19 protein-coding genes and 1 riboswitch are annotated in these 22510 nt (G+C 63.4%); of the genes, 9 read left to right on the top strand and 10 right to left on the bottom strand.

Going from position 1 to position 22510, the window contains the following annotated elements:
• Positions 1 to 73 precede the first annotated feature (73 nt).
• A complete protein-coding gene (locus ARUE_RS03890) occupies positions 74 to 709 on the top strand; it encodes a hypothetical protein (protein WP_286140254.1) in 636 nt (211 codons plus the stop codon).
• Positions 710 to 797: 88 nt separating this feature from the next.
• Here ARUE_RS03890 and ARUE_RS03885 read toward each other — a convergent pair whose 3' ends face one another.
• The 6 genes from ARUE_RS03885 to ARUE_RS03860 form a co-directional block, all read right to left on the bottom strand.
• On the bottom strand, positions 798 to 2216 hold the full coding sequence (locus tag ARUE_RS03885) for an NAD(P)/FAD-dependent oxidoreductase (protein ID WP_014920795.1): 1419 nt from the start codon (positions 2214 to 2216) through the stop codon (positions 798 to 800).
• Between the two features lie 66 nt (positions 2217 to 2282).
• Positions 2283 to 3887 (bottom strand): dipeptide ABC transporter ATP-binding protein, encoded by a 1605-nt coding sequence (locus ARUE_RS03880; protein WP_014920794.1) that lies wholly within the window; start codon positions 3885 to 3887, stop codon positions 2283 to 2285.
• The gene (locus tag ARUE_RS03875; RefSeq protein WP_011773561.1) at positions 3884 to 4741 is read right to left on the bottom strand and encodes an ABC transporter permease; all 858 of its coding nucleotides are present in this window, start codon (positions 4739 to 4741) and stop codon (positions 3884 to 3886) included. Before ARUE_RS03875 ends, ARUE_RS03880 begins: the two co-directional genes overlap by 4 nt.
• A complete protein-coding gene (locus ARUE_RS03870; RefSeq protein ID WP_011773560.1) occupies positions 4738 to 5766 on the bottom strand; it encodes an ABC transporter permease in 1029 nt (342 codons plus the stop codon). The genes ARUE_RS03875 and ARUE_RS03870 overlap by 4 nt, the downstream gene beginning before the upstream one ends.
• Before the next feature lies 1 nt (position 5767).
• A complete protein-coding gene (locus ARUE_RS03865) occupies positions 5768 to 7477 on the bottom strand; it encodes an ABC transporter substrate-binding protein (RefSeq protein WP_014920793.1) in 1710 nt (569 codons plus the stop codon).
• Positions 7474 to 9165 carry an amidohydrolase gene (locus ARUE_RS03860; RefSeq protein WP_043469780.1) on the bottom strand — a complete coding sequence of 564 codons (1692 nt, stop codon included), beginning with the start codon at positions 9163 to 9165 and terminating at the stop codon, positions 7474 to 7476. Before ARUE_RS03860 ends, ARUE_RS03865 begins: the two co-directional genes overlap by 4 nt.
• A 194-nt stretch (positions 9166 to 9359) precedes the next feature.
• On the opposite strand from ARUE_RS03860, the gene ARUE_RS03855 reads away from it, so the two are divergent.
• Both ARUE_RS03855 and ARUE_RS03850 read left to right on the top strand, forming a co-directional pair.
• Positions 9360 to 10037 (top strand): TetR/AcrR family transcriptional regulator, encoded by a 678-nt coding sequence (locus ARUE_RS03855; RefSeq protein WP_011773557.1) that lies wholly within the window; start codon positions 9360 to 9362, stop codon positions 10035 to 10037.
• A 113-nt stretch (positions 10038 to 10150) separates the two neighbouring features.
• The gene (locus tag ARUE_RS03850) at positions 10151 to 11629 is read left to right on the top strand and encodes a gamma-aminobutyraldehyde dehydrogenase (protein ID WP_014920790.1); all 1479 of its coding nucleotides are present in this window, start codon (positions 10151 to 10153) and stop codon (positions 11627 to 11629) included.
• A gap of 42 nt (positions 11630 to 11671) precedes the next feature.
• On the opposite strand, the gene ARUE_RS03845 is transcribed toward ARUE_RS03850, so the two are convergent.
• Positions 11672 to 12586, bottom strand: a complete 915-nt coding sequence (locus ARUE_RS03845) for an EamA family transporter (protein ID WP_502691437.1) — start codon at positions 12584 to 12586, stop codon at positions 11672 to 11674.
• A 72-nt stretch (positions 12587 to 12658) separates the two neighbouring features.
• Here ARUE_RS03845 and ARUE_RS03840 point away from each other — a divergent pair, with 72 nt between their 5' ends.
• On the top strand, positions 12659 to 13576 hold the full coding sequence (locus tag ARUE_RS03840; RefSeq protein WP_014920788.1) for a LysR substrate-binding domain-containing protein: 918 nt from the start codon (positions 12659 to 12661) through the stop codon (positions 13574 to 13576).
• A 126-nt stretch (positions 13577 to 13702) separates the two neighbouring features.
• The gene (locus ARUE_RS03835) at positions 13703 to 14029 is read left to right on the top strand and encodes a hypothetical protein (protein WP_014920787.1); all 327 of its coding nucleotides are present in this window, start codon (positions 13703 to 13705) and stop codon (positions 14027 to 14029) included.
• Between the two features lie 48 nt (positions 14030 to 14077).
• Here the strand turns inward: ARUE_RS03835 and ARUE_RS03830 are convergent, their stop codons facing one another.
• Together ARUE_RS03830 and ARUE_RS03825 are read right to left on the bottom strand one after the other, a co-directional pair.
• Positions 14078 to 14602 carry a SixA phosphatase family protein gene (locus tag ARUE_RS03830; protein WP_011773552.1) on the bottom strand — a complete coding sequence of 175 codons (525 nt, stop codon included), beginning with the start codon at positions 14600 to 14602 and terminating at the stop codon, positions 14078 to 14080.
• Between the two features lie 244 nt (positions 14603 to 14846).
• On the bottom strand, positions 14847 to 15713 hold the full coding sequence (locus ARUE_RS03825; RefSeq protein WP_014920786.1) for a winged helix-turn-helix domain-containing protein: 867 nt from the start codon (positions 15711 to 15713) through the stop codon (positions 14847 to 14849).
• Between the two features lie 674 nt (positions 15714 to 16387).
• On the opposite strand from ARUE_RS03825, the gene ARUE_RS03820 reads away from it, so the two are divergent.
• The 4 genes from ARUE_RS03820 (at position 16388) to ARUE_RS03805 (ending at position 21108) form a co-directional block, all read left to right on the top strand.
• Positions 16388 to 17128, top strand: a complete 741-nt coding sequence (locus ARUE_RS03820) for a response regulator transcription factor (RefSeq protein ID WP_011773550.1) — start codon at positions 16388 to 16390, stop codon at positions 17126 to 17128.
• 21 nt (positions 17129 to 17149) lie between these two features.
• The gene (locus ARUE_RS03815; protein ID WP_014920785.1) at positions 17150 to 18646 is read left to right on the top strand and encodes a sensor histidine kinase; all 1497 of its coding nucleotides are present in this window, start codon (positions 17150 to 17152) and stop codon (positions 18644 to 18646) included.
• Between the two features lie 133 nt (positions 18647 to 18779).
• Positions 18780 to 18938, top strand: a riboswitch (cyclic di-AMP (ydaO/yuaA leader).
• 3 nt (positions 18939 to 18941) lie between these two features.
• Complete coding sequence (locus ARUE_RS03810) at positions 18942 to 19805, top strand: aggregation-promoting factor C-terminal-like domain-containing protein (RefSeq protein ID WP_014920784.1); 864 nt, start codon at positions 18942 to 18944, stop codon at positions 19803 to 19805.
• Positions 19806 to 20016: 211 nt separating this feature from the next.
• On the top strand, positions 20017 to 21108 hold the full coding sequence (locus ARUE_RS03805) for a dolichyl-phosphate beta-glucosyltransferase (protein ID WP_014920783.1): 1092 nt from the start codon (positions 20017 to 20019) through the stop codon (positions 21106 to 21108).
• Between the two features lie 3 nt (positions 21109 to 21111).
• Here ARUE_RS03805 and ARUE_RS03800 read toward each other — a convergent pair whose 3' ends face one another.
• Entirely contained in the window at positions 21112 to 22503 is a 1392-nt protein-coding gene (locus ARUE_RS03800) for a pyridoxal phosphate-dependent decarboxylase family protein (RefSeq protein ID WP_014920782.1), read from the bottom strand.
• Positions 22504 to 22510: the final 7 nt, after the last annotated feature.

Raw genomic sequence — 22510 nt, 5'->3', positions numbered from 1 at the left:
AACGGTATCCAACTGCAATGTACGACGGCGTGGCGTGGCTACTTGGTCGGCGATGATTAACCTCATGCGTCACATGGGGAACAGTGGGAAGCTTGCGGTGGTGTCCGCATTCGTCTCGCTCGGGCTATTGGTTCTGGCCGCTGTTGTGCTTGAGGAACTGGTGTTGTACCTTTTCCTGGGTTCCGTGCTGATCTGCTACCTGGCGTCCATCGTGCAGGTCTTCAACCGGCGACGCTACTTGGTGGTCCTCCTTGGTGCAGCGGGCACGAGCTTGTTCATCGGGTGCAGCATCGCGTTCCTGCGAATGTGGGGAATTGCTTTCAACCAGGACGCCAACGCTTTGGGCAGTGCAGCGCTGGGCAGCCCGGCCAGCACCCAGGATTCAGACATCTACTTCTACTTGGCCGCCGTGGCAGGGTTTGGGACGCTGGGCGTGCTGTTTCTAGGTGCTGTGGTGCCATCGTTCGGTTCACGGGCTGCGGCTCCTCCCAAACGACCCCCGACGTCTGCGAAGCGAACCCCGGCGCCGCGCAAACCAGTTTCCCGTCCGCCTACCCCTGCCAAACGTCCGGCTGCTTCGTCTCCACGTCCATCCAATGCAGCCAAGCCCCCTGCAGTGAAGCGTCCCGCACCGCGTACGCCAACCACGGCAGCCAAGCGTCCGGCGTCGAGCGCTTCCACTCAACGCAAGCCGGCCCCCAAACGCTAGCTCACCTTCCCACCCCTGCGTTGCGAGGCCCGATCTGCACGCTAACGCGGGATCTAAACGTGCAAAGCAGGCCCCACAACGAAGGGGGTCAGGAGTCGAAGCCCAGCCCGACGGCGTCGAGGGCTTTGAGGATGAGGTTCCGCTTCCCTTGGTTGTGGTCGGCCCGGTCCATGGACCAACGCGTCAGGTTGATGCCCAGGGAGGCCAGCGGCTCAGGCGGGAAGGGCAGTGGCCGTTTCCTGACCATTTCAACCCGCGTTCGTTCGGTGTCGAGGCCCGCCAGGAGGTCCAGGAGAACATCGGCAGCGAAGGCTGTGGCGCCCACCCCAAGTCCCGTGAAGCCAGCCGCGTACGCTACCCGCCCCTTCCGCGCAGTGCCGAAGAACGCGCAGAACTGTGTGCTCGAATCGATGGGTCCGGCCCACTTGTGCGTGAACTTCAGGCCTTCCAATTGCGGGAACGTGGTGAAGAAGTGGGAGGCGATTTTCTCCCACGTCGCAGGCTGGTGTTCGTGCCGCTGGTCCACGCGCCGGCCCCAGAAGTAGAGGGCGTCATAGCCACCGAACAGGATCCGGTGGTCCTTGGTGATCCGGTAGTAGTGGAACTGGTTGGCGACATCCCCTATTCCTTGGCGTTTGCCCCAGCCGATTGACTCCAGCTGTTCGGCAGTGAGGGGCTCGGTCATGAGTGCGTAGTCGTACACGGGCACCGTCATCAACTGGTTGCGCTTCAGCAGCGACGGAAACACGTTGGTACCCAGGACCACGTGTCCCGCCTCTACGTTGCCCCGCTCCGTGACCACCGTGACGCCCTGCTCGTGGTCCTTCAGCTCGCGCACGCGTGTGCCCTCGTGAATCACCACGCCCAGCTCTGTTGCCACGCGCGCCAGTTCGAGCCCCAGTTTGTAAGGATGGACCATTGCCACGGAATCCTTATGCCAGCGGCCCGCCAGGTAGGTTGGTGAGTTGACCTCGGCCCTCACAGCCTCCTGGTCCAGGAAGACGCTGCCGGGGCTGTCGTCCTCCTGGAGCCAGGACACCTGATGAGGTTCTACCGCAACGTTGAGTTCGCCCGTCCGCTCCCACTCGCAGTCCATGCCGTACTTCTCCACGGCTTCCTGCATGCGGTCCAGGTTCTCCATGCCCAAGCGGTCCAGAATCTCCAATTCTTCCGGCCAACGGTTCTTGCCGTTCTCATGGCCGTGGGTGAGGCTCGCCTCGCAGAAGCCGCCATTGCGGCCCGAAGCTGCCCATGCCACACGCTCCCCTTCCAGCAGGATCACTGTTCGGCCAGGATCGCGTTCCTTCGCCCGCAGCGCTGTCCACAGGCCGGTATAGCCGCCGCCGACAATCACGAGATCTGCGGCAGCGTCGCCCTCGAGTTGAGGGTAGCGCGTGGCGGAGTCCTTGAGGTCGTCGATCCAGAACGGCCGGTGGGCCGCACCTGCCAAGGCACGGGATACGACGGCGGCTTGCGGGACGTTCCGTTCGAAAACGGTGGTATTCACGGGAAATTCTCCTGTTTCTGGGCGCGCTGAGGAGGCGCCGGGAATCTAGTTGGTGGCCGGTCTGCCCTAGGCAGTGACCGCTTCGGCGTCCCACAATGGCCGGGGACGGGAGGCGATGAGGTTCCGCGTGTAGTCGTCCCCGGGGTCCTCAAGGATGCGAGCCGTGGGTCCTTGCTCCACAATCCGTCCCTGATGCATTACCAAGAGGTCGGAGCACAGGCGCGAGACCACAGCCAAGTCATGGGTGACAAACAGGATGGTCAGTCCGAGCTGGTCACGCAGTTCCTCCACGAGCTCCAGAACCTGGGCTTGGACCGAGACGTCCAGGGCACTGGTGGCCTCGTCCAAAACCAGGAGCCGGGGGCGGGCAGCCAACGCTTTGGCTAGCGCAACGCGTTGCCGCTGCCCACCGGAGAGGGCTCGGGGCCGGGCATCGAAACGTTCGGGTCCGATGCCCACCCGCCCCAGCAGCTCGCGGGCGCTGTCCTTGGCTTCCTTGCGTCCTTGTTTCTGATGCAGGCGGAAGACATCGGCCACAGCGTTCCCCACAGGGATGCGCGGGTCCAAAGAAAGGTAGGGATCCTGGAAAACGATTTGGACATCCTTGGCCAGGACTTTCCGTTCGGAGGCTTTCAGGGCCCGGCGCGGCCGGGGGATGTCCCGCAGCGTAAGTTCACCGGAGGTAGCGGTTTCCAGTGCCACCACCAACCGGGCCAGGGTGGATTTTCCGGAACCGGACTCCCCCACGATGCCCAAGGACCCACCCTCCGGCAGGCTGAAATCGGCGGCATCCAAGGCGGTAATAGTGTCGCCGCGGGGCAGTTGGTACGTTTTGGATAGCCCTGAAACCTTCAGTAGGGGTGACCCCGGGACCGCCGGTGCAGCCAAAGCGCCCACCTCAATGACAGGGGTAGCCTCCACCAACTGCCGTGTGTAGTCCTGCTGGGGAGTCAGGAAAACAGTCCGGGTTGATCCGTGCTCCACCACTTCACCCCGACGAAGAACGTAGACGCGTTCGCACAAGCTGGCGGCAAGGTTGAGGTCGTGCGTGATGAACAGCATGCCCATTCCCCGCGATTGTTGCTCTTCGCGGAGGAGTCGCACGATCCCCGCCTGGGTAGTGACGTCCAGGGCGGTGGTGGGTTCGTCACACAGCAACAGATCCGGTGAGTTCAGGAGTGCTGCTGCGATCATGACGCGTTGGAGCATGCCGCCCGAGAGCTGGTGTGGGTGCTGGTCCATGAGCTCGCTGGCCCGCCGGAGACCCACCTGCTCCAGTTGCTTCACGGCCCGTTCAGTGGCCTCGGCCCGGGATGAACCGTCGAGCCTCAGCAGGGTTTCCGTGAGGAAGTCCCCCACGGTCCGGACCGGGTTGATACCGGCCCTGGGGTCCTGGAAAATCATGGACGCGTGGCCACGCCGCAGCTCCCTGAGGCGTTGATTGCTCGCCGTCAGGGTGTCGAGGCCCTGAACCGACACAACGCCGGAAGACTGCGAGCCACCAGGAAAAAGCCCCAGCGCGGCCCGGGTAGTCAGCGATTTACCTGAGCCGGACTCCCCCACCAAGGCGACAGCTTCGCCGTCGTTCACGTGCAGGGAGACGCTGTCCAGCAGCGGCGGCCTGCCCGGAAAACCGAGCGTAAAGTTTTCGATCTGCAAAAGCTGGCTCATGAAAGTTTTCCTCCGATGCGGTCTGAGAGTTCCTCGCCAATGACGTTGACGGCAACCACCACCAGGACCACTACCAACGCGGGCCAGAAGGCAGGGAGGATGTAGCCGCCCAGCAGGGCGCCACGGGATTCCTCGATCATGGCGCCCCAGTCGCTGGTGGGCGGTTGCACGCCGAGCCCGATGAAGGAGAGCGCCGCGAGGTCGGCCAGCACATAGCCAAAGTTCAGTGTTGACTGCGCGCCAACAGTGGGAATCAGGTTGGGGAGAACCCGTCCCAGCACCACCCAGGGCGTCCGGAATCCGAGCACCCGGTACGCCTGGACGTAGGGCCTGCTGCGCTCGGCAACCACCAGGGATTGGGCCAGCCTGGCCACGTACGGCACATAAGCGATGGTCATCGCCAGGATGGGAGCGAAGAGCCCCTTGCCGAACAAGGCGATGGCGAGCATGGCCATCAGCAGTGCAGGGAAAGCGAACAACAGATCGAAAAGCCTGCCGAGGACCTTGCCCAGCCAGCCCTCTGACCAGCCGGCAACCAAGCCAAGCAGCAGGCCGAGCACAGTAGATCCGATCACCACGATGGTGGGCCCCAGCAGCGAGGTCCGCCCGCCATGCATGAGCCGGCTGAGCAGATCACGGCCCAGCGCGTCGGTCCCCAGCAGGTGTTGCCCGCTGGGACCGGCCAGGACGTTGTTGAGGTCCACATAGTCGGGGTCGTACGGCGCCAGGACCGGGGCGAAAAGTGAGAGAAGTACGACGGCGGCAGCGACGGCAAGCGCACCCCACGCCATCGGTGACAGGAGGCTTCCGTAACGGCGAAAGCCTGCCTGCGGCAGCTGGATGGCTAACGTCATCGGGACTCCGTTCCGGCCGCGATCCGCGGATCAATGAGGGGTTGGACGAGGTCCACCACGGTGTTGACCAGAACGAAGGCCGCCACCACCACCATGACGATGGCTTGGACGACGCCGAAATCGAGCCGGTCGATGGACTGCACCAGGAGTTGTCCTATGCCGGAGAGCCCGAACGTCCGCTCGATGATGGCACTGGAAACCAAGAGTCCGGCCACGAGAACACCGCTCACGGTAAGGATGGGCCCCAGAGCGTTGCGGAGGACGTGGCGTGCCACCACGGATCCGCGGGTGAGTCCGCGACTCGTCGCCACTTCCACGTGTTCGCGGAGCAGTTGCTCGTTCATGGATGAGCGGGTCACCCTGGCCACCATGGCGATGTAGGTGATGCCCAAGGCGAGCGCCGGGAGGGTGAGATGCCAGATTCGGTCCCATCCGCCGTCGCCGCTTCCAAAGGAAGGGAACCAGCCCAAGCCCACGGAGAAGAGCGCTACCAGGGCAATGGCTGCGACGAACGGCGGCACTGCGCCCGCTGCAGTGAGGGTGATGAGGATGAAGCGGTCCCCGAAGCCCTTGTTCAGGCTGGCCACAATGCCGGCGAACAATCCCAACACAGTGATGAAAACCGCGGCGAGCGCCACGAGCTGGAGGGTGGTGGGCAACCGTCCGAGCAAGACGTCTGAGACGTCCTGGCGGTAGGTCAGTGACCGGCCCCAATCTCCTTGGAGAATGCCGCCGAGCCAGTTGAGGTATTGTTCCCAGGCTGGTTTATCCAGGCCGAACTGCCGGGTGATTTCTTCCAGAGCCTCGGGTTTGGGGCTGCGGCCCCTCAGCAGGAAGCGTGCGGGATCGCCGGGAACCAGGAAGCGTGAGAAGAACACGGCCAGTGAGGCGACAAAGAGTGTGGCCACCAGTGCCAGAACTTTCTTGGCGATAAAGACCGCAGGGCGGACTGCCCTGCCTTTGGCCCGCTTGCCTGCCGGCCCCTGTGGGGGTGCGGGTGCCTGCGCTTGATCCATAACGGCCATGTCAGAGACCTCCTATCCGGGCTGCCCACGGGAAGTACATGTAGTTGATGGACGGGTCCGCCCCGGTGATGCGCTTGCCCAGCCACATGGACGTGACGGTCTCATAGAGAGGACCCCACACCACGTCATCCGCGGCCAGCTTGGCGGCTTGGCCCGTGAGTTTGCCCCGGGCCTCGGGGTCCTGCATGGTGTACGCGGTATTGACCAGGTCATCGAATTCCGGGTTGCTCCAGCCGCCGTAGTTGCTGAAATCCCCGGTGCGCAGCACGCTGTACATTTCCAAGGGCTCGGTGCTGGAGAGGTACCAGGACGTCACCAGGAGGTCCACGTTCTTGCGGGCCTCGGGATCGGAGAAAAGCGTGGTGTATTTGTCGTTGGACATGGTCTGGATTTCCGGGTCCAGGCCGATCTCCTTGGCCGCGGACGCGATGGCCCTTGCGGTGATGTCGAAGGCTGCATTGAGGGAGGCAGTGGCGAAGACGAACTTGCTGCCCTCCGCCCCTGCTTCCTTGACGAGCTTCTTGGCTTCTTCAACGTCGTAGGGTGTGGACAGCAGGCCGTCAAAAGCCTCGTCCGATGTCGCGGCTGGCACGTCCTTCCACACACTCTTTGTGGTCAACGCTTCTGTCTTCTTCGCATAGCCCTGTTCGGCCGCCTTGATCAAGGCTTCACGATTGATGGCCATCATCAGCGCCTTGCGAACCCGGACGTCCTGGAACGTGCCGCCAAGGTTGGTGAAAACCATGCTTTGCACCGAGGTGTCCTCGCCGAAGTAGAGCGATCCGGCGTCTTTGTTGGCTTTCAGGATGTCCATGGCATTGGACGGGATCGCGAAGCCACCGTCTATTTCGCCGGTCTGGAACGCGTTGATCCGGGAGGTGGCATCGGGCAGCATTTTGAAGGTGACCCGCTGGGACTTCGCTTTGAGTTCGGGATCCCAGTAGTCGTCGAAGCGCTTGAGGGTGATGCTTTCCCCGGCTTCCCATTGTTCGAATTGGAAGGGTCCGGTGCAGTTCACGCCGGTGCTTGAATTGCCGTAGTCCTTGCCCGCAGCTTCCAGTGTTTTGGCAGACTCAACCACACCCGTGGCCCCCACCAAGGAGCTGTTGAACACATAGTCCGGCCGGGTGGTGGTGACCGTGACCTCGAAGTCACCCGTCTTCTCGATGGATTCCACGTTCTGGTAGGCCGATGCCCAGAAGGAACCTACTTCGGGGTCCACGTGCCGGCTCAGGGAGGCCACAACATCGTCCGCTGTCATCTCGCTGCCGTCGTGAAACTTCACACCCTGCCGGATGGTGTAAATCCACGTCAGCGGATCCGGGTTCTCCACTCCCGTGGCCAGGCCCGGCGATGTGGAAAGGTCAGAGTTCCAGCGGAACAAGGACTCGCACACGTTGGACAGGACAGTGTTGTCCGGGTAGTCGAAGGCGTACGCGTAGTCCAAGGAGAACGGTTCCGCGTACATGGCCCAGTTGAAGTTGTCGATTTCCCTGGTGGGGGCCGGAGTGGAGTCGGACAGGGTGAACTTGGCTCCGCCCGCGGCGTCCGTCACGCCGGCGGGCCGGACGCCGCAGCCGCCCAGGGCCAGGCCGGCCACGACGGCGGCGACGCCAACCGCTGTGATACGCGACGGCGTCGTCCGCTGTTTGAGACGCACGGCACCGTACGCAGTGGGAGGCGCAGGCGGTGGGGCTGTTGGCGGCTTCATGGCATCACCGAGGCGGGCACGGTGTGGCGGGCGGTTGCGCGGTCATAGACGCATTCGCCCCCAATCCACGTTTGCGTCACCACCGCCCGGTACAGTTCCTCGGCCGGGAGGCGGAAAACGTTGGTGTCCAGAACGGCGAGGTCGGCAAGTTTTCCCGGTTCCAGCGTTCCCGTCTCCGCCTCCAGGTGGTTGATCCACGCCGATCCCTGCGTGTAGGCATCCAGGATCTGTTTAAGGTTGAGTTTCTGTGATTCCGGTCCGAGCGGGGGCTGGTCCTCCCCGGGCGCTGTCCGGTTTACTGCGACGTGGATGGCTGCGAGAGGGTCCGCAGTGGAGACGGGCCAGTCGCTTCCCGCCACCAAGCGGGCGCCGGCGGAGGCAAGTTCGCCAAAGGGGTAGTGCCTGTCCTCGGCGCCCGGTTCAAGGAACGGGAGGGTCAGGGTGTCCATCTGTTCTTCGTGGCAGGCCCAGAGAGCCTGCACATTGGCTGCGGCTTTCAACTCGGCGAAACGGGCAACATCCTCGCTGCGGACCACCTGAAGGTGCGCCAAGTGGTGCCGGTTGTCGTTGGCCCCGTTGCTATCCCGTGCTGCCTCCAGCGCATCCAAAGCGTCGGTCACCGCACGGTCTCCAAGTGCGTGGAAGTGGACCTGCATGCCTGATGCGTCAATCGCGGTGACGTATTCCTTCAGTTCATCAGGTTCAAAAAATTCGATGCCGCGGTTGTCCGTGTGGTGGCCGTGGTGGTCCAGGTAAACGTGGTGCATGGCGGCTGTGTAATTTTCTGCCACCCCGTCCACCATTACTTTGACCGTGTTGGCGTTGAGCCGGTGGTGGTCGAAGTTTTCGGCTACACGTTGGCGCCTCTTGGTAATCAAGTCCAGCTGGGACATTCCAGCGGTCCTGTCCCACCATTGGCATGCGGTGACCCGGACTTTCAGGTCTCCGGCCTTCGCTGCGTCCATGTAAACGTCCAAGTGGTCGGCATGGTCGCCCTCCGGGATGGGAACCCAGGCGTCCTGCCAGGCGGTGATGCCCTGCGACAACAGCAATTGCTGGGAGGCGAGCAAGCCTTGGTACGCCAGGTCATACGGCACCGCCGGCTTGACCGCGTTGAACAAATCCATGGCTCCCTCATGGAGGGTCCCGGCCGGTGTCCCGTCTTCTTCGCGTTCCAGCCGTCCGCCCTCGGGATCGGGTGTTTCTGCGCTGATGCCCGCCGCCTCAAAGGCGGCGGTGTTGGCCCATGCCCCGTGGTGGTCCCTGTTGACGAGGTAGACGGGCCTGTCCGGCACTACGGCGTCCAGCAGTCTCCGGGTGGGGGTGCCGCCCGGGAAGAAATCCATGGACCATCCAGCGCCCAGGATCCAAGGTTCGTCGGGGTTGTCTGCTGCGTAGCGGGCCACACTGGCCACGGCCTCTTCAGCGCTGGTGGCCTCCGTCAGGTCGCATTGGAGCAGCTCGATCCCGGCGAAGATGGGGTGGATATGGGCGTCCTGGAATCCAGGCACCACCAGCTGCCCCTGCAGGTCCACCCTGCGGGTATCGGCCGTGACGGTTCCGTTGACGTCGTCGGGTTTTCCGATGGCGATGATCCGGCCTTCGGCTATGGCCAGATTTGCTTGGACGGGTCCGGCGTCGTTGCCGGTGTACACCCATCCGTTCTCTAACAAAATCTCTGCGTGCACGTTCGAGTCCTTTCGTGGGGAAAATCAACTCTGCGAGACACACTATGAGCCAAGTCACACTCAAGTCAACAGTGTTGACATCACTGCTGACAAAGTCTTTGACTGATCATTGAAAGGAGGACGCCATGAATCATGTAGTTTGATAATCAACCCGGGATCACAGGGAACGGGATCGCATGGAAGGCGGACAACTGATGGTGCAGCAAGCACAGTCGACGGACCGCCGCACGCGCCTGGACCCAGCCACCATCATTGACGCCGTCCTGCGGATTTCCAGCCAGGAACTCGGCGAACGGCTGACGGTCCGCCGGTTGGGACAGGAACTCGACGTGGACGCCACCGCCGTCTACCGGCATTTCCGGAACCGGGACGCGATCGTCAGGGCAGCACTGGACCAGCTGTTCATGCTGTCCGTGGAACGAACACAGGCCACGGCGCGCAACCAGGGATGGCGTGCCCGGCTGGAGGCCTACCTCGACGAACTCCTCAGGTCCTTCATGCAACACCCCTCCTTGGGCAGCGAGTCGTTCGCCACGGACACCTACGGTCCCGGTGAGTTGAAAGCGATCGAGTTCGTCCTGCAATGCCTCACCGACGCCGGGCTGGAAGAGGACCGCGTGGTGCACTACTACGCAGCCCTGGAAAGCTACACCTTGGCACTCGGCGCAGGGATTGCGGTTGAAATCCAACGGCTCCCTGATTCCGAGGGCCACGATCCTTGGCTCAACCCCGGAGTTTTCACGCGCATCACCGGGCACCCGCTCCTTGAAAAACACCACGCTGCACTGCAAAACCTCGATTCTCTCAAAGCGTTCCAAGCCGGCCTTGCAGCCATCCTGGACAGCGCCGAACGCGAAAGCACGCAGGCCTGACCGCCTGCTTGGCCAGCAACGCAACCACCCTCCCCGCACGACGCCACCATCCGGCGTCGTCCGCTCAGCACTGCCCGGACAGCGACGCCCGGCAGGGAAAGCACGGTACCCACATGCACCAGTTCATCAACGGAAAACTGCTGTCCGGAACCTCCGGCAGCAGTCTCGACATCATCAATCCGGCCACCTCAGAGGTGGTGGAAACGGTTGAACTCGCTTCGCTGGCGGACCTTGAGTCGGCAGTGACAGCGGCCCGCGGCGCTTTCCCGGCATGGTCCCGCACCGCGCCCGGCGAACGCGCAGGCATTCTGCAGAAATTCGCCCGTATCCTCGAAGATCGTGCGGAGGAGTTCGCCAGCGTTGAGAGTTCGCAGACGGGTAAGCCACTGCGGCTGACCCGGGAGTTCGACGTCCCCGGCACCATCGACAACATCGACTTCTTCGCAGGAGCCGCCCGGCACCTCGAAGGCAAGGCCACCGCAGAGTATTCCCCCCAGCACACGTCATCCATCCGCCGGGAATCCATCGGAGTGGTGGGGTCCATCGCACCGTGGAACTACCCCCTGCAAATGGCCGCATGGAAGATTCTTCCGGCCATCGCCGCCGGCAACACCATAGTTCTCAAGCCCGCCGAGATCACGCCGCTGACGTCCCTGATGTTCGCGCGGGCGCTCACCGACGCGGGACTGCCCGACGGCGTGGTGAACGTGGTGGTGGGCGACGGCGCCACAGTCGGGGCAGCCCTCATGCGTCACCCGGACGTGGACATGGTCTCCTTCACGGGTTCCACCACGGTTGGCCGCACGGTTCTGGAGGCCGCCGCCGTCAATGCCAAGCGCGTGCACCTTGAACTGGGCGGCAAGGCGCCTTTCGTGGTGTTTGATGACGCCAACCTTGACGCCGCTGTGCACGGCGCTGTGGCCGGCTCGCTGATCAACACCGGCCAGGATTGCACCGCAGCCACCCGGGCAATCGTGCACCGCAGCGTGTACGAGGAATTCGTGGCCAAGGTCGCCGCCCGCTTTGATGGGATCGTCTTGGGCACTCCCGTGGATACCGACGCCGACCTTGGCCCCTTGGTTTCCTTCAAGCAGCGGGACCACGTGGCCGGAATGGTGGACCGGGCCCGCAGTTACAGCAAGGTGATGGCCGGTGGTTACTCACCCACGGGTGGGGGCCTGGAAAATGGCGCCTTCTACCGGCCCACACTGGTAGTTGATGCGGCGCCGGACTCGGAGATCGTCAAGGACGAGGTGTTCGGCCCCGTCCTGGTAGTCCTCCCGTTCGAAACTGATGATGAAGCCATCGCGTTGGCCAACGACACCGTCTACGGGCTGGCCGCTTCTGCCTGGACCAACAACCTCCAGCGGGCATTGCGCGCCACCCGCGAGATCAAGGCCGGCTGCGTGTGGGTCAACGACCACATCCCGATCATCTCCGAGATGCCCCATGGCGGCTTCAAGCAATCCGGTTTCGGCAAGGACATGTCCGCTTATTCCTTTGAGGAGTACACCCAGGTCAAGCATGTGATGTTCGAACTGGAGGGTGTTACCGAGAAGGACTGGCACCGGACCATCTTCAACCTGCGCTAATTCCTTGCGTTGCGTGGCCTGCTCTGCATGCCTTCGGGGGATTTAGAGGCGCAGAGCGGGCCTCACAACGGGAGTTTCCGGGCGGATTTTGCGTCCGGCTCCGAGGACGGCGGTGGCAACTCCCAGGAGCAGGATCAATCCGCCCAGGATCTCGGTCAGCGTGGGAATCTCGTTCAAGACAAGCCACGCGGCCGTCATCCCCACCACAGGGACAAGAAGCGTGAACGGCACGACGTCGGAACTCGGATACAGCGACAATAAACGGTTCCAGATGCCGTAGCCGATCAGGGACGCGAACACGGCCGTGTAGATTGCGCTCAGGATGGTGGCCGGCTGCAGGTCGATGATGGTTGACCACACGGCGCCCGGCCCATCCACCAACAGTGAGAGGCCAGCCAACGGGACCGGCACCACGGCACCGGACCACACCACCAGGCCCAAGCCGGAAGCCGCTTTCGTGTGCCGGGCCACCACGTTGCCGATCGCCCAGGACAACGCCGCGGCCAGAACGATCATGAGCGGCAGCACCGGCGCCACGGCACTGCGCCCCCATGCCACCACTGCCAAGCCCCCGATACCCAGTGCCACGCCTGCCAGTTGGCGGCGGCTCGGCCGCTCTCCGAGAAATCTGGCCGCGAGCAAGATGGTGAACAACACTTGCGCCTGAAGCACCAGGGAGGCCAAACCTGCGGGCATCCCCAAGGCCATGCCCAGGTACAGGAGGCCGAATTGGCCGGCACTCATGAAGAGCCCGACGCCGAGAATCGCCTTCCAGCCGACGTCTGGTTTGCGGATGAACAGGATGAAGGGAAAGACCACCAACAAGAAGCGCATGGCGACGAAGAGCAGCGGCGGGACCTCCCTGCCGTTGGTGTGCAGGCCGAGGTCGATCGCGACGAAGTTGATGCCCCACAGGACAGCGACTAGGACGGCTAGGGCAGAGTGGCGAAGGTTCACAAGTACACTCTGGCCTTCTTTTGGTTGAAGCACCAGCGTTGAATTCGACATGGAACAGCGTAGATTTGCTTCATGATCGATATTTCATCACTGAGGGCCTTGGTGGCCGTGGAACAGCACGGCTCAGTAGTGGCAGCATCAGACGTGATGGGTTTCAGCCCTTCGGCCATTTCGCAGCAAATCAAGAAACTTGAGAAGCAAACCGGCGTCTCCGTGCTGGAACGCAATGGCCGCGGGGTACTCCTCACCGAGCGGGGCTTGGCCTTGGCCGGCTATGGCCGGAGGATCATGGGCGAGCTTGAAGAGCTGCAGGCCACCCTGCTCGCCGACCCAGCGAAACCTTCGGGACTCCTGCGGCTCGTTGCGTTTTCCACGGCTTGCCGCGGCTTGGTGGGACCCATGCTGAGGCGCATGGCCGCTGCCCACTCCGCCCTGGAGGTCACCGTTCTGGCCGAGGACCCCCGCGAGGCGGTCCACAGGGTGGCCTCAGGCGAAGCAGAACTCGCGGTGGTCCACAACTGGAACTCCGTGCCCCTGGTGATCCCGGAGAACCTGGTGCATGAGGACCTCTGCATCGACCAAGCCGATGTCCTCGTCAACAGCACCCACGCACTTTCCGGACGCGCCGCCGTCGAGCGTGAAGATTTGCTGGACGAAACCTGGATCAGCACCCCGGCAGGAGCCATCTGCAACGAAGCATTGCTGCAGATCTTCGCCGGGCTGGGCAAGGTCCCCGATATCCGCGTTTACGATCCCGATTTCTCCACCCACATCGCCATGGTGGAACAGGGCGTGGCCGTGGCACTCGTTCCGAGGCTCGGCAGGCCTCCGCTTCCCGCCGGCGTGGTTGCCATTCCGGTGATCCGGCCTGTGCAGCAACGGTCCGTGGGCGTGGTGTACCGGAAAACCATGACGGCCAGCCCCAACATTCGCTTAGCTGTGAGCATGCTGCGCGAAATAGCGGCCGAATTACCCCTGCCGCAGGGCTGACCAGGAGCGATCAAGGTCACACAGTGGAACATTCGACGACCGGAGAGTCGTTAGCTTAGGCTAACCTTACCTAGCTATCTGCGCCGCTCGGGGTGCAGTCGTCGAAATCTTTGAAGGGGCCCAACTGTGGAAGCAATCCTCTTTCCCACGGACATGAACCACCATCACACGTATGGCTTGGTCAGCTACATCATGATCGACGACGCACTGTATCCGAGCGCTCATAACCGGCGGGATCCCTATGCGCTTCCCGCTTTCGACATCCGTGGTCAGTGGGTGTACCCAAGCCGCTACAACGAGTACATGGCGCCGCAGTTGCCGGTGTACATGTTCGACGGCGAATACCTGATCGCAACAGGGCACGGCGAAGAAGCGGCGGGCCTGCCGGTGTTCGAGATCCGCTGCATGTGCATGCCGCAGCTGGCCTACGGGGACCCAAGCAACTCGCAATAGTGATTGTTCTGAGCCCTGAAAACAACCACTAATGCCAGCCAGTTTGGGTTAGTGGCGGGGCACCTTGAAGTGCGTCAGCCGCGCGTCCTGCCCATCAAGCTCAGCCCACGATTTTTCCGTTTCCATGACCGTCAACGCACTCGTTGGGTAACTGGTAGCGGCGTCCATGTAAGCGTCGTGGTCCGAATCGCGGGAAGCCAAATGCATGGCCAGATCCTGGACTCCGGGCATGTGCGAGATCACCATCAGCGTGGTCACGGTGTCCGGAACATGGTTGATGACCGTCAACATGCGGTTGGCCGAGGCGGAGTACAGGCCGTCCTCGAGTTTGGGCGTCGGAGCTTTGTCCCCCAACTCATCGCACACCCAGGTGCAGGTCTGCCGGGTCCTCAACGCTGACGAGCACAGAATGAAATCGGGAACCACGCCGTGCTTGAGCAACCATTTTCCGGCCAGCGGAGCTTCCCGGTGCCCGCGCTCCTCCAAGGGACGCTCATGATCAGGCACGCCCATGGGCCAATCTGCCTTGGCATGCCGCATGATCACCAGGCGCTTAATGTGATGGTCACTCATACCCCAACCCTATCCGCCCACGTTCTCTTCGGCCCGGGGCTTCCTGACCTTCTTTGGAAGAGAGCAGCCGGTCCGCCGTAACCAACTTTGACTTCCCAGCACCCCAGACACGCGGCGCAGCGGGTGTGTTGAGCGGGTTCCGCGGCCAATGTGGGTGGTGGCGGCACGCAGCCCTGCCGCGGGATCGTCCCGCCAAAGCGAAAGCGCCCGCCTCCTCACGGGAGACGGGCGCTATGTGCTGAGACTAGATCGAGTATTCGGGTGCTGCCCAAACAATAACTTCGGGGTGCTCGTAGAAGCGGTAGCCCTGGCCTCGGACCGTGCGGACGGTGTTGGCAAGGCGGCCGAGCTTGGAACGGAGGCGGCGGATGTGGACGTCGATGGTGCGCTCGTTGGGCACCTCTTCGGCGTTGCGCCACAGGCCCTCAAGGAGTTCGTCGCGGCCCACGGTGCGGGTGCCGTTCTCGACGAGGTAGTTGAGGAGTTCGAATTCCTTGAACGTCAGGTTCAGGGATTCGCCGTCGAGGTGCACTTCGCGGCGTGCGAGGTCGATCAGCACGCCGGACGGACGGGATTCCTGCTGCGGCGCCGGACGTGCGGCCTCGGTGCGCTGGCGTGCGGCAACGGTGGGGTCACCGAAGGTGGAACGCACGACGTCGAGTGCCGAGCCGGGTGCCCCGGCGGGGGCAACTGCGACGGCGGCGTAGCTCTCCGCGCCGGTCACGAGGGACTGAGCGTATGCCCGGATTTCCTGGGCGAGTTTGGCGATGGACGTTCCTGCAGCGGCTGCGGTTTCTTCGTCAATGCCCATGTAGAGGACAAACCCGCGGGCTACGTTGTCGTTGGCAACGGGGCGGAGCTTGTCCGACTGGGCAATCACAGGGGTGGGCGCCGTCATGGGCGCCGGCTCTGCTGTGGGGACTGCGCGCAACTGGCCGTAGGAGTTGGGGTTGTAGCCCTGCGGCACGTATCCCGGAGCCTGCTGCCCGGCTCCTTGTGGAGCGGGAGAGTAGCCGGGACGGTTGCCGAAGCCGGGGCGAAGCCCTGCGTTTGACGCGGCCTTGTTGGCGTTACGGACGGAGATGTGGACGTATCCAGATGCAACTGACATGGAGTGCTTACCTCAAAAGTGAATAGCCGTCATCGCGGCTTCGAATGCTGGTTGTCCCCGCAATGAGTTTGGGGAGGGGCGCCCAACGCTGGGCAAGGGGGCGAATGCCTGAAACTTCTTGGGGTGGAAAGTTAGGCTTGCATTCGACAACAGCGGTCATCATGGCCAGCGGGTGTGCTGGGCCAGGTTGCTGCGGCTGCAGGTGCTGTTGAGTTCTTGTTCACATTGGAAGTGTGCAACGTAACAATGGCAACACGCAAGTAACAAAGCGCGGAAACGTCCACATTTTGAGACGTAGAGGTCTATTGTGCTGCAAATCACAATTCCGCAGGCGTCATAAATGAACGCCATTTCATTCGGGTGAAGTAGGGATTATTGCTCCTCTGCTGAATTTTCTTCGACACTTCTGGCATTTTGAGCACCTCTGTTGCAGTGAACTCCCCTCAGGCGGAATCTCACGATCTGAAACACTTGTTGTCCAATCGCAGGCTGCTTTTCTCGCCGATTTTCTGGCCGAAATCTGCTACAAGCTGTAGAAAACAGAGGGAATCGGGAGATAAAGTTCCGCCGCCGACTTACGTGGCCCTGCACTCCCACCTCGCTAGGGTGGAGTTCACAGCGTCCTCACAGGACGGGCATAGCGCTGGCTTACCGGCAGAACGGAGAGTTGTCTCATGGCCTCCTCGCACTCCATGACCAACAACCTTCCCCAGCTGTCCCACCCGGACGGCTCACCGATCCGCGCCCTGGTGGTGGACGACGAACCCAGCCTTGCCGAGCTCATGAGCATGGGCCTGCGCATGGCGGGGTGGTCCGTGGCGGTAGCCGGCGACGGTCCGGGGGCAGTAAAGCTGGCCAAGGACTTCAGGCCGGACGTGCTGGTCCTCGACGTCATGCTCCCCGGCTTCGACGGCGTGGAGGTCCTCAACCGCATCCGCACCTTCGCGCCGGAAGTTCCGGCCCTGTTCCTTACCGCCAAGGACGCCGTGCAGGACCGCATTGTCGGCTTGGCTGCCGGCGGGGACGATTACGTCACCAAGCCCTTCAGCATGGAGGAAGTGCTCCTGCGCCTTCACCGCCTCGTCCAACGTTCCGGGGTGGCCGCCATGGACACTGCCGAGCTGGTGGTGGGTGACCTCACCCTCAACGTAGACACCCGGGAAGTAACCCGCGGCGGCGAGGACATCTCCCTCACCGCCACCCAGTTCGAGCTCCTGCGATACCTCATGGAAAACCCCAAACGAGTGGTCAGCAAGGCCCAGATCCTGGACCGCGTGTGGGACTACGACTTCGGCGGCCAGGCCAACATCGTGGAGCTCTACATTTCCTACCTTCGCAAGAAGATCGAAGCGAACCACCCGCCCATGATCCACACCATCCGCGGTGCCGGATACGTCATCAAGCCCGCGGACTAGGCGTTGAGCACACTTTCAGGAGTGGCCAAAAGGTCAGGTGCGGCCTTAGAGACACAGCGCAGCTGGCTCAACCCCTCCACGTGGCACCTGCGCACCAGATTGGTCCTGGTGGCCATGGCCCTGCTGGTCGCCATTTGCTCTGCCGTGGGAGTGGTCAGCTACGCGTCCATGGACATGGTCTTCAACAGGCAGCTCGACAGGCAGCTGGAACAGGCGTCCAGCCGCGCGAATGACTTCGGCAGGCCGCCGTCGAACTTTCCGTCACCCTCCGGAAGGCCTGATCCGCTGGAGGCGCGCGGCCAAGCGGCTGGCACGCTCAACGCGAGGATCAACGGCTCAACCGTGCGTAGCTCCGGTTTGATCGATGCCCAAGGTCACCGCGTCTCGCTTTCAACCGACGACGAGCAGGTGCTGCTCTCGCTCCCCAGGGACAACGGGCCAGTGGACCGTTCCCTGTCCAACGGCGACTACCGTCTGGTAGCGGTCGAAACCGCGTACGGCGACGTGATTGTGACGGGCCTGCCGCTGGCGGACAAACAGAGTGCGGAGGCCTCGCTCGTGTGGACCATGGTGCTGGTTTCGCTGGGCGGCCTGGTGGTGATCGGCCTGGCCGGCACCGTGATCATCCGCCGCACCATGCGTCCGCTGGAGCAGCTCTCCGAAGTGGCCACGAAGGTTTCGCGGCTGCCTCTCGACGCCGGTGAGGTGGCACTTGCGGTGCGCGTACCGCCGTCGGCTTCTCATCCCGGGACGGAAGTGGGCAGTGTCGGCTATGCCTTGAACCAAATGCTGAACAACGTCTCCAGCGCTTTGGAAGCCCGCCAGGAAAGCGAAACGAAGGTGCGTCAGTTCGTGGCCGATGCCTCGCACGAGCTGCGGACTCCCCTGACCGCCATCCGGGGCTATACCGAGCTGCTGAGGATGACCGAGAACTTCACCGAAGACGGCCGGAAGTCGCTGGCTCGCGTCCAAAGCCAGTCCGAGCGCATGACCACGTTGGTGGAGGACCTGCTGCTGTTGGCGCGGTTGGACGAGGGCCAACCCGTGAAAGTTGAGGATGTGGACCTCACTCAGTTGGTGATCGAGACGGTCAGTGACGAGAAAGTCATGGCACCCGATCACATCTGGCAGCTCCAGCTCCCGGACGAGCCCATCACGGTCCGCGGCGACGCCACGCAACTGCATCAGGTGCTGGCGAACCTGCTGTCCAACGCCCGCAAACACACCGACCCCGGCACCACTGTGGTCACCGGCGTCATGCTCTCCGCCGATGGCAGCGCCGTGGTCAGCGTGACGGACAACGGCCCCGGCATTCCGGAAGATTTCCAGGGCCGGATTTTCTCGCGATTTGCCCGCGCCGACGCCGCACGATCGGGCTCTGAAGGCACCTCCGGACTCGGCCTGTCCATTGTGGAATCCATTGTTTCAGCTCACGGCGGTAGCGTGGAAGTGACCTCACGGCCGGGGCGCACGGAGTTCGCCCTTCGACTTCCCACGGTGAGCACCGAAGGCCTGTAACGAATCGGGCAAGGCGACTCACCGGCGTCGTGATCTCTGTTACCTAAATGTGACTTCTGCGGAAACCTCCTGTACCGTCGAAAGGGTGGGTCGCCCCTAGCAGGCCCACATCCGGGATGCGCCGAGCTCTGCCACTTCCCGGAGTCCGTTCTTTCTCCGAGGCAGAGACGGGGGACCCAGAGTCTCCGGGCCAGGCTTTTTGCCGGCCCTTGGGGTGAAGCCGCAGCGTGATGCGCGGCCGGATGACCTCATCCGAACCCGACAGCTAACTCCGCAGGCGCTGAGAGGTAATCACATGTCTGAATTTAACGATCAGACGCGCCCTTCCGCGCGTCGCCGCGACGAGAACAACGCACCGCTCACCAAGTCGCAGTCCGTCCTCAAGAACGCAGCCCGCCAGGGTAAGTCCGGCCACCGCATGTCCGTCGTAGCCGGTGTCGTGGCAGCTGCACTGGGCGTTGCATCGCTCGGAACCGCCGCCAACGCCGCACTGACCCTCCCCGAGGCAAGCCGCGTAGCCGGAACCCAAGCGAGCGCCCAGGTCAACTCCAACAAGTCGGCTGAGATCTCCGCTTCCCTGAATGCTGCCGCCGAAAAGGGCGCAACTGACAGGGCCGCTGCTGACGCTGCTGCCAAGGCAGCCGCTGAGAAGGCCGCTGCCGAGAAGGCTGCCGCAGACCAGGCCGCCGCCGCACAGGCTGCTGCTGAGAAGGCTGCCGCCGATCAGGCCGCCGCACAGGTTGCTGCTGAGAAGGCTGCTGCTGACGCTGCCGCCAAGCAAGCAGCCGACGCCGCTGCTGCCGCCGCCGCCGCGGAAGCCGCAGCAGCTGCTGCAGCACCCAAGGCTGTTGACGACCCCGCTGCTGCCAAGGCCTATGCACTCAGCATCCTGGGCAACTACGGTTGGGGCGCCGGTGAAATGGCTGCCCTGAACACGCTGTGGGAGAAGGAATCCAACTGGAAGACCACGGCGATGAACGCTTCCAGCGGCGCCTATGGCATTGTCCAGTCCCTGCCGGCCTCCAAGATGGCCACTGCCGGCGCTGACTGGGAAACCAACTACCAGACCCAGATCAAGTGGGGCCTGAACTACATCAAGGAGCGTTACGGATCCCCGTCCGCCGCTCTGGGCTTCCACTTGGCCAACAACTGGTACTAAGCCGAGCCGCTTGATCGCCGCGCCCGTTGCCGCCGTTTGCACCAGTACCAACTGGAGCGAATGGCGGGAGCGGGCGCGGCTTTTGCCGTTTCACAGCTGTGGCGCGTGGTTCACAGCTCCGGCACGTGGTTCACAGCTCCAGCACGTGGTTCACAGTGAGGTCACAGCTACCGCCTAAAGCGTTCATAATCGGCGGTCCCATGCTGGATACATGACGCTCACAGATCCCACCACCAGCGCTTTGGCACGAAGGACTCATTCGGCTCGCTTGCGTGGCGCGGCGTTGCCCACTGGTCACCCGGCTCTCCTCCAAGGCCAGACGGGTCCGAGCCCCCAGCCCCGGCGTCTCCCCGTTGACACCAGTGTTGTGGTTCCCGTCCTGGACCTCACCGTCCCTGTCTACAACGAGGAATCGCGCCTGGAACACAACCTCCGCCAGCTGCACGGGCATCTGACGAGGTCCTTTCCGCACACGTTCCGGATCACCGTGGCGGACAACGCCAGCACAGACAGCACGCTGAGGATTGCCGAGCGCCTTGCCCGTGAACTCCCTGAACTGACGGTGGTCCGGTTCCAAGAGAGGGGACGCGGGAACGCTCTCCGCCAGGTCTGGCAGTCGTCGCCGTCACCTGTGCTTGCCTACATGGAAGCGGATCTGTCCACGGACCTCTCCGCGCTGGCGCCCCTTGTGGCACCGCTGATCTCCGGCCACTCGGACCTCGCCATCGGCACGCGTCTGGCGCCGGGTTCCCGTGTCACCCGCAGTCCGCATCGTGAGTTCATTTCGCGCAGCTACACCTCGCTCCTTCGGACGGTCTTGGGGGCTCGTTTCTCCGACGCCCAGTGCGGCTTCAAGGCCGTCCGCGCCGACGTAGCGCACCGCATCCTCCCCCACACCACGGACGACTCGTGGTTCTTCGATACCGAACTTCTGGTGATCGCTGAACGCTGTGGTCTGCGCGTCCATGAAGTACCCGTCGACTGGACCGACGACGCTGACTCCCGTGTCGACGTCGTACGAACCGCCCTGGCCGACCTGCGCGGTATGGCGCGCCTGAACCGAAACCTGCGCCGCATTCCGGTCCACGAGCTTCGGCGTGAACTGGGAGTGAAAGCGATGTTGAGGGGCAGTCTGTCCCGGCGCGTGTTCCGGGCCTTGACGTGGACCTTGGCCTACGCTGTGGTTTTCCTTCTGGTCCGCAACGTCATGGACCCTTGGATGGCGAGCGTCGTGGCGTTGCTGCTCACCACTTGGGTAACGCGCCCGTTCCGGCGTTACGTGGTGCGGGGAAGCAACTTCTGAGCGCTACGCCTCCGGTTCGGCCTCCACCGCACGCCGGACCGCTGCGATGGACGCTGCAACATCCCCCGCGTCCGTGGACCAGTTGCTGACCGAGATCCGCAGGATCTCCCGGCCGCGCCAGGCCGAGCCCGACATCCACACCGCGCCCTCGGCCATGAGCCGTTGCGTGACGCGGTGCGTGCGGTCGTCGCTGCCGAAGCTCACCGAGACCTGCGTAAAGACGACATCATTGAGGACCTCGACGCCCGGGATTGCCGCGAGGCCCTCAGCCAACGCACGGGCGTTCGCCGCAAGCCGTTCAACCATGGCGATCACTCCATGGCGGCCCAACTGCCTGAGGGCGGCCCACACGGGAATGCCGCGGGCGCGGCGCGACAACTCGGGAACCTTCTCGAAAGGGTCCCCCGGTCCGGCGTCCGTTGCGATGAAGTAGCTCGTGTGGATGCTGAACGCCCGGCGAAGTGCTTCCGGGCTCGCAACGATCGCCAAGCCGCAGTCGTAGGGAACATTGAGTGTTTTGTGTGCATCGGTAGCCCAGGAGTCGGCGCCCTCAACACCAGCCAGCCGTTCCCGCAACGTTGGGCTGACGGCCGCCCACAAACCAAAAGCACCATCCACGTGCACCCATGCCCCGCGTTCATGGGCAACGGCTACAGCTTCCGCCATGGGGTCAAAGGCGCCGGAGTGCAGGTTACCCGCTTGCAGGCAGACCAACGATGGCCCGGGTTGCTCATCCATGGCAGCCGCCAGTGCCTCGGGCAGAATGCGACCCTGCTCATCAGCGTCCACTGGAACGCAGGCCCCCAACCCGAGATACCGGAGCGCCAGGTCAACGGCCGCGTGGCGCTCCCGTCCCGCGAAGGTGGTGATGCGTGGAGCACCCGAGAGGCCCAAGGACTGAAGATCCCAGCCCTCCTGATCCATAAGGTATTGGCGGCCAGCGGCCAGTCCCACGAAGTTCGCGGTGGTGGCCCCGGTGGTGAAGCCGACGTCGGAGGTTGCGGGCAGGTGCAGGAGGTCAAGAAGCCAGGCGGCGGCGGATTCTTCGATGGCAGCCGCAGCCGGAGTGGCGAAGCGGAGTCCGGTGTTCTGGTCCCATGCCGAAACCAGCCAGTCGGCGGCCATGGCGGCGGGCAGGGTTCCACCCATGACCCACCCGTAGAACCGTCCGGACTGGATGGCCATCAAGCCCGGTTCGGCCAGGGTGGCAAGCTCGTCCACCACATCAGCGGCTTCAGTTGGCCCGTCCGGGAGGATCGATGCCAAGCTCGCGGCCACCTGATCGGCGTCGACCGCGGGACGGACGGGGCGGTCGGGAACCGACGCCAACCAGTCCGTCGCGTGCACCATGGCCCGCTTCAATGCAGCACTGTACGCCTCCGGCATCGCAGACATGCGCACA

The sequence above is a fragment of the Arthrobacter sp. Rue61a genome, assembly GCF_000294695.2.
In the GTDB taxonomy this organism is placed as follows: Bacteria; Actinomycetota; Actinomycetes; order Actinomycetales; family Micrococcaceae; genus Arthrobacter; species Arthrobacter aurescens_A.
Note: the sequence above shows the minus strand (reverse complement) of the source record. Positions and strands in the feature narration are given on the sequence as shown.

Coding starts and splice junctions, on each gene's coding strand:
- ARUE_RS03850 (WP_014920790.1), top strand. CDS start 10,151: ATGCACCAGTTCATCAACGGAAAACTGCTGTCCGGAACCTCCGGCAGC.
- ARUE_RS03875 (WP_011773561.1), bottom strand. CDS start 4,741: ATGACGTTAGCCATCCAGCTGCCGCAGGCAGGCTTTCGCCGTTACGGA.
- ARUE_RS03890 (WP_286140254.1), top strand. CDS start 74: ATGGGGAACAGTGGGAAGCTTGCGGTGGTGTCCGCATTCGTCTCGCTC.
- ARUE_RS03810 (WP_014920784.1), top strand. CDS start 18,942: ATGTCTGAATTTAACGATCAGACGCGCCCTTCCGCGCGTCGCCGCGAC.
- ARUE_RS03880 (WP_014920794.1), bottom strand. CDS start 3,887: ATGAGCCAGCTTTTGCAGATCGAAAACTTTACGCTCGGTTTTCCGGGC.
- ARUE_RS03840 (WP_014920788.1), top strand. CDS start 12,659: ATGATCGATATTTCATCACTGAGGGCCTTGGTGGCCGTGGAACAGCAC.
- ARUE_RS03820 (WP_011773550.1), top strand. CDS start 16,388: ATGGCCTCCTCGCACTCCATGACCAACAACCTTCCCCAGCTGTCCCAC.
- ARUE_RS03800 (WP_014920782.1), bottom strand. CDS start 22,503: ATGTCTGCGATGCCGGAGGCGTACAGTGCTGCATTGAAGCGGGCCATG.
- ARUE_RS03865 (WP_014920793.1), bottom strand. CDS start 7,477: ATGAAGCCGCCAACAGCCCCACCGCCTGCGCCTCCCACTGCGTACGGT.
- ARUE_RS03805 (WP_014920783.1), top strand. CDS start 20,017: ATGACGCTCACAGATCCCACCACCAGCGCTTTGGCACGAAGGACTCAT.
- ARUE_RS03825 (WP_014920786.1), bottom strand. CDS start 15,713: ATGTCAGTTGCATCTGGATACGTCCACATCTCCGTCCGTAACGCCAAC.
- ARUE_RS03855 (WP_011773557.1), top strand. CDS start 9,360: ATGGTGCAGCAAGCACAGTCGACGGACCGCCGCACGCGCCTGGACCCA.
- ARUE_RS03830 (WP_011773552.1), bottom strand. CDS start 14,602: ATGAGTGACCATCACATTAAGCGCCTGGTGATCATGCGGCATGCCAAG.
- ARUE_RS03870 (WP_011773560.1), bottom strand. CDS start 5,766: ATGGCCGTTATGGATCAAGCGCAGGCACCCGCACCCCCACAGGGGCCG.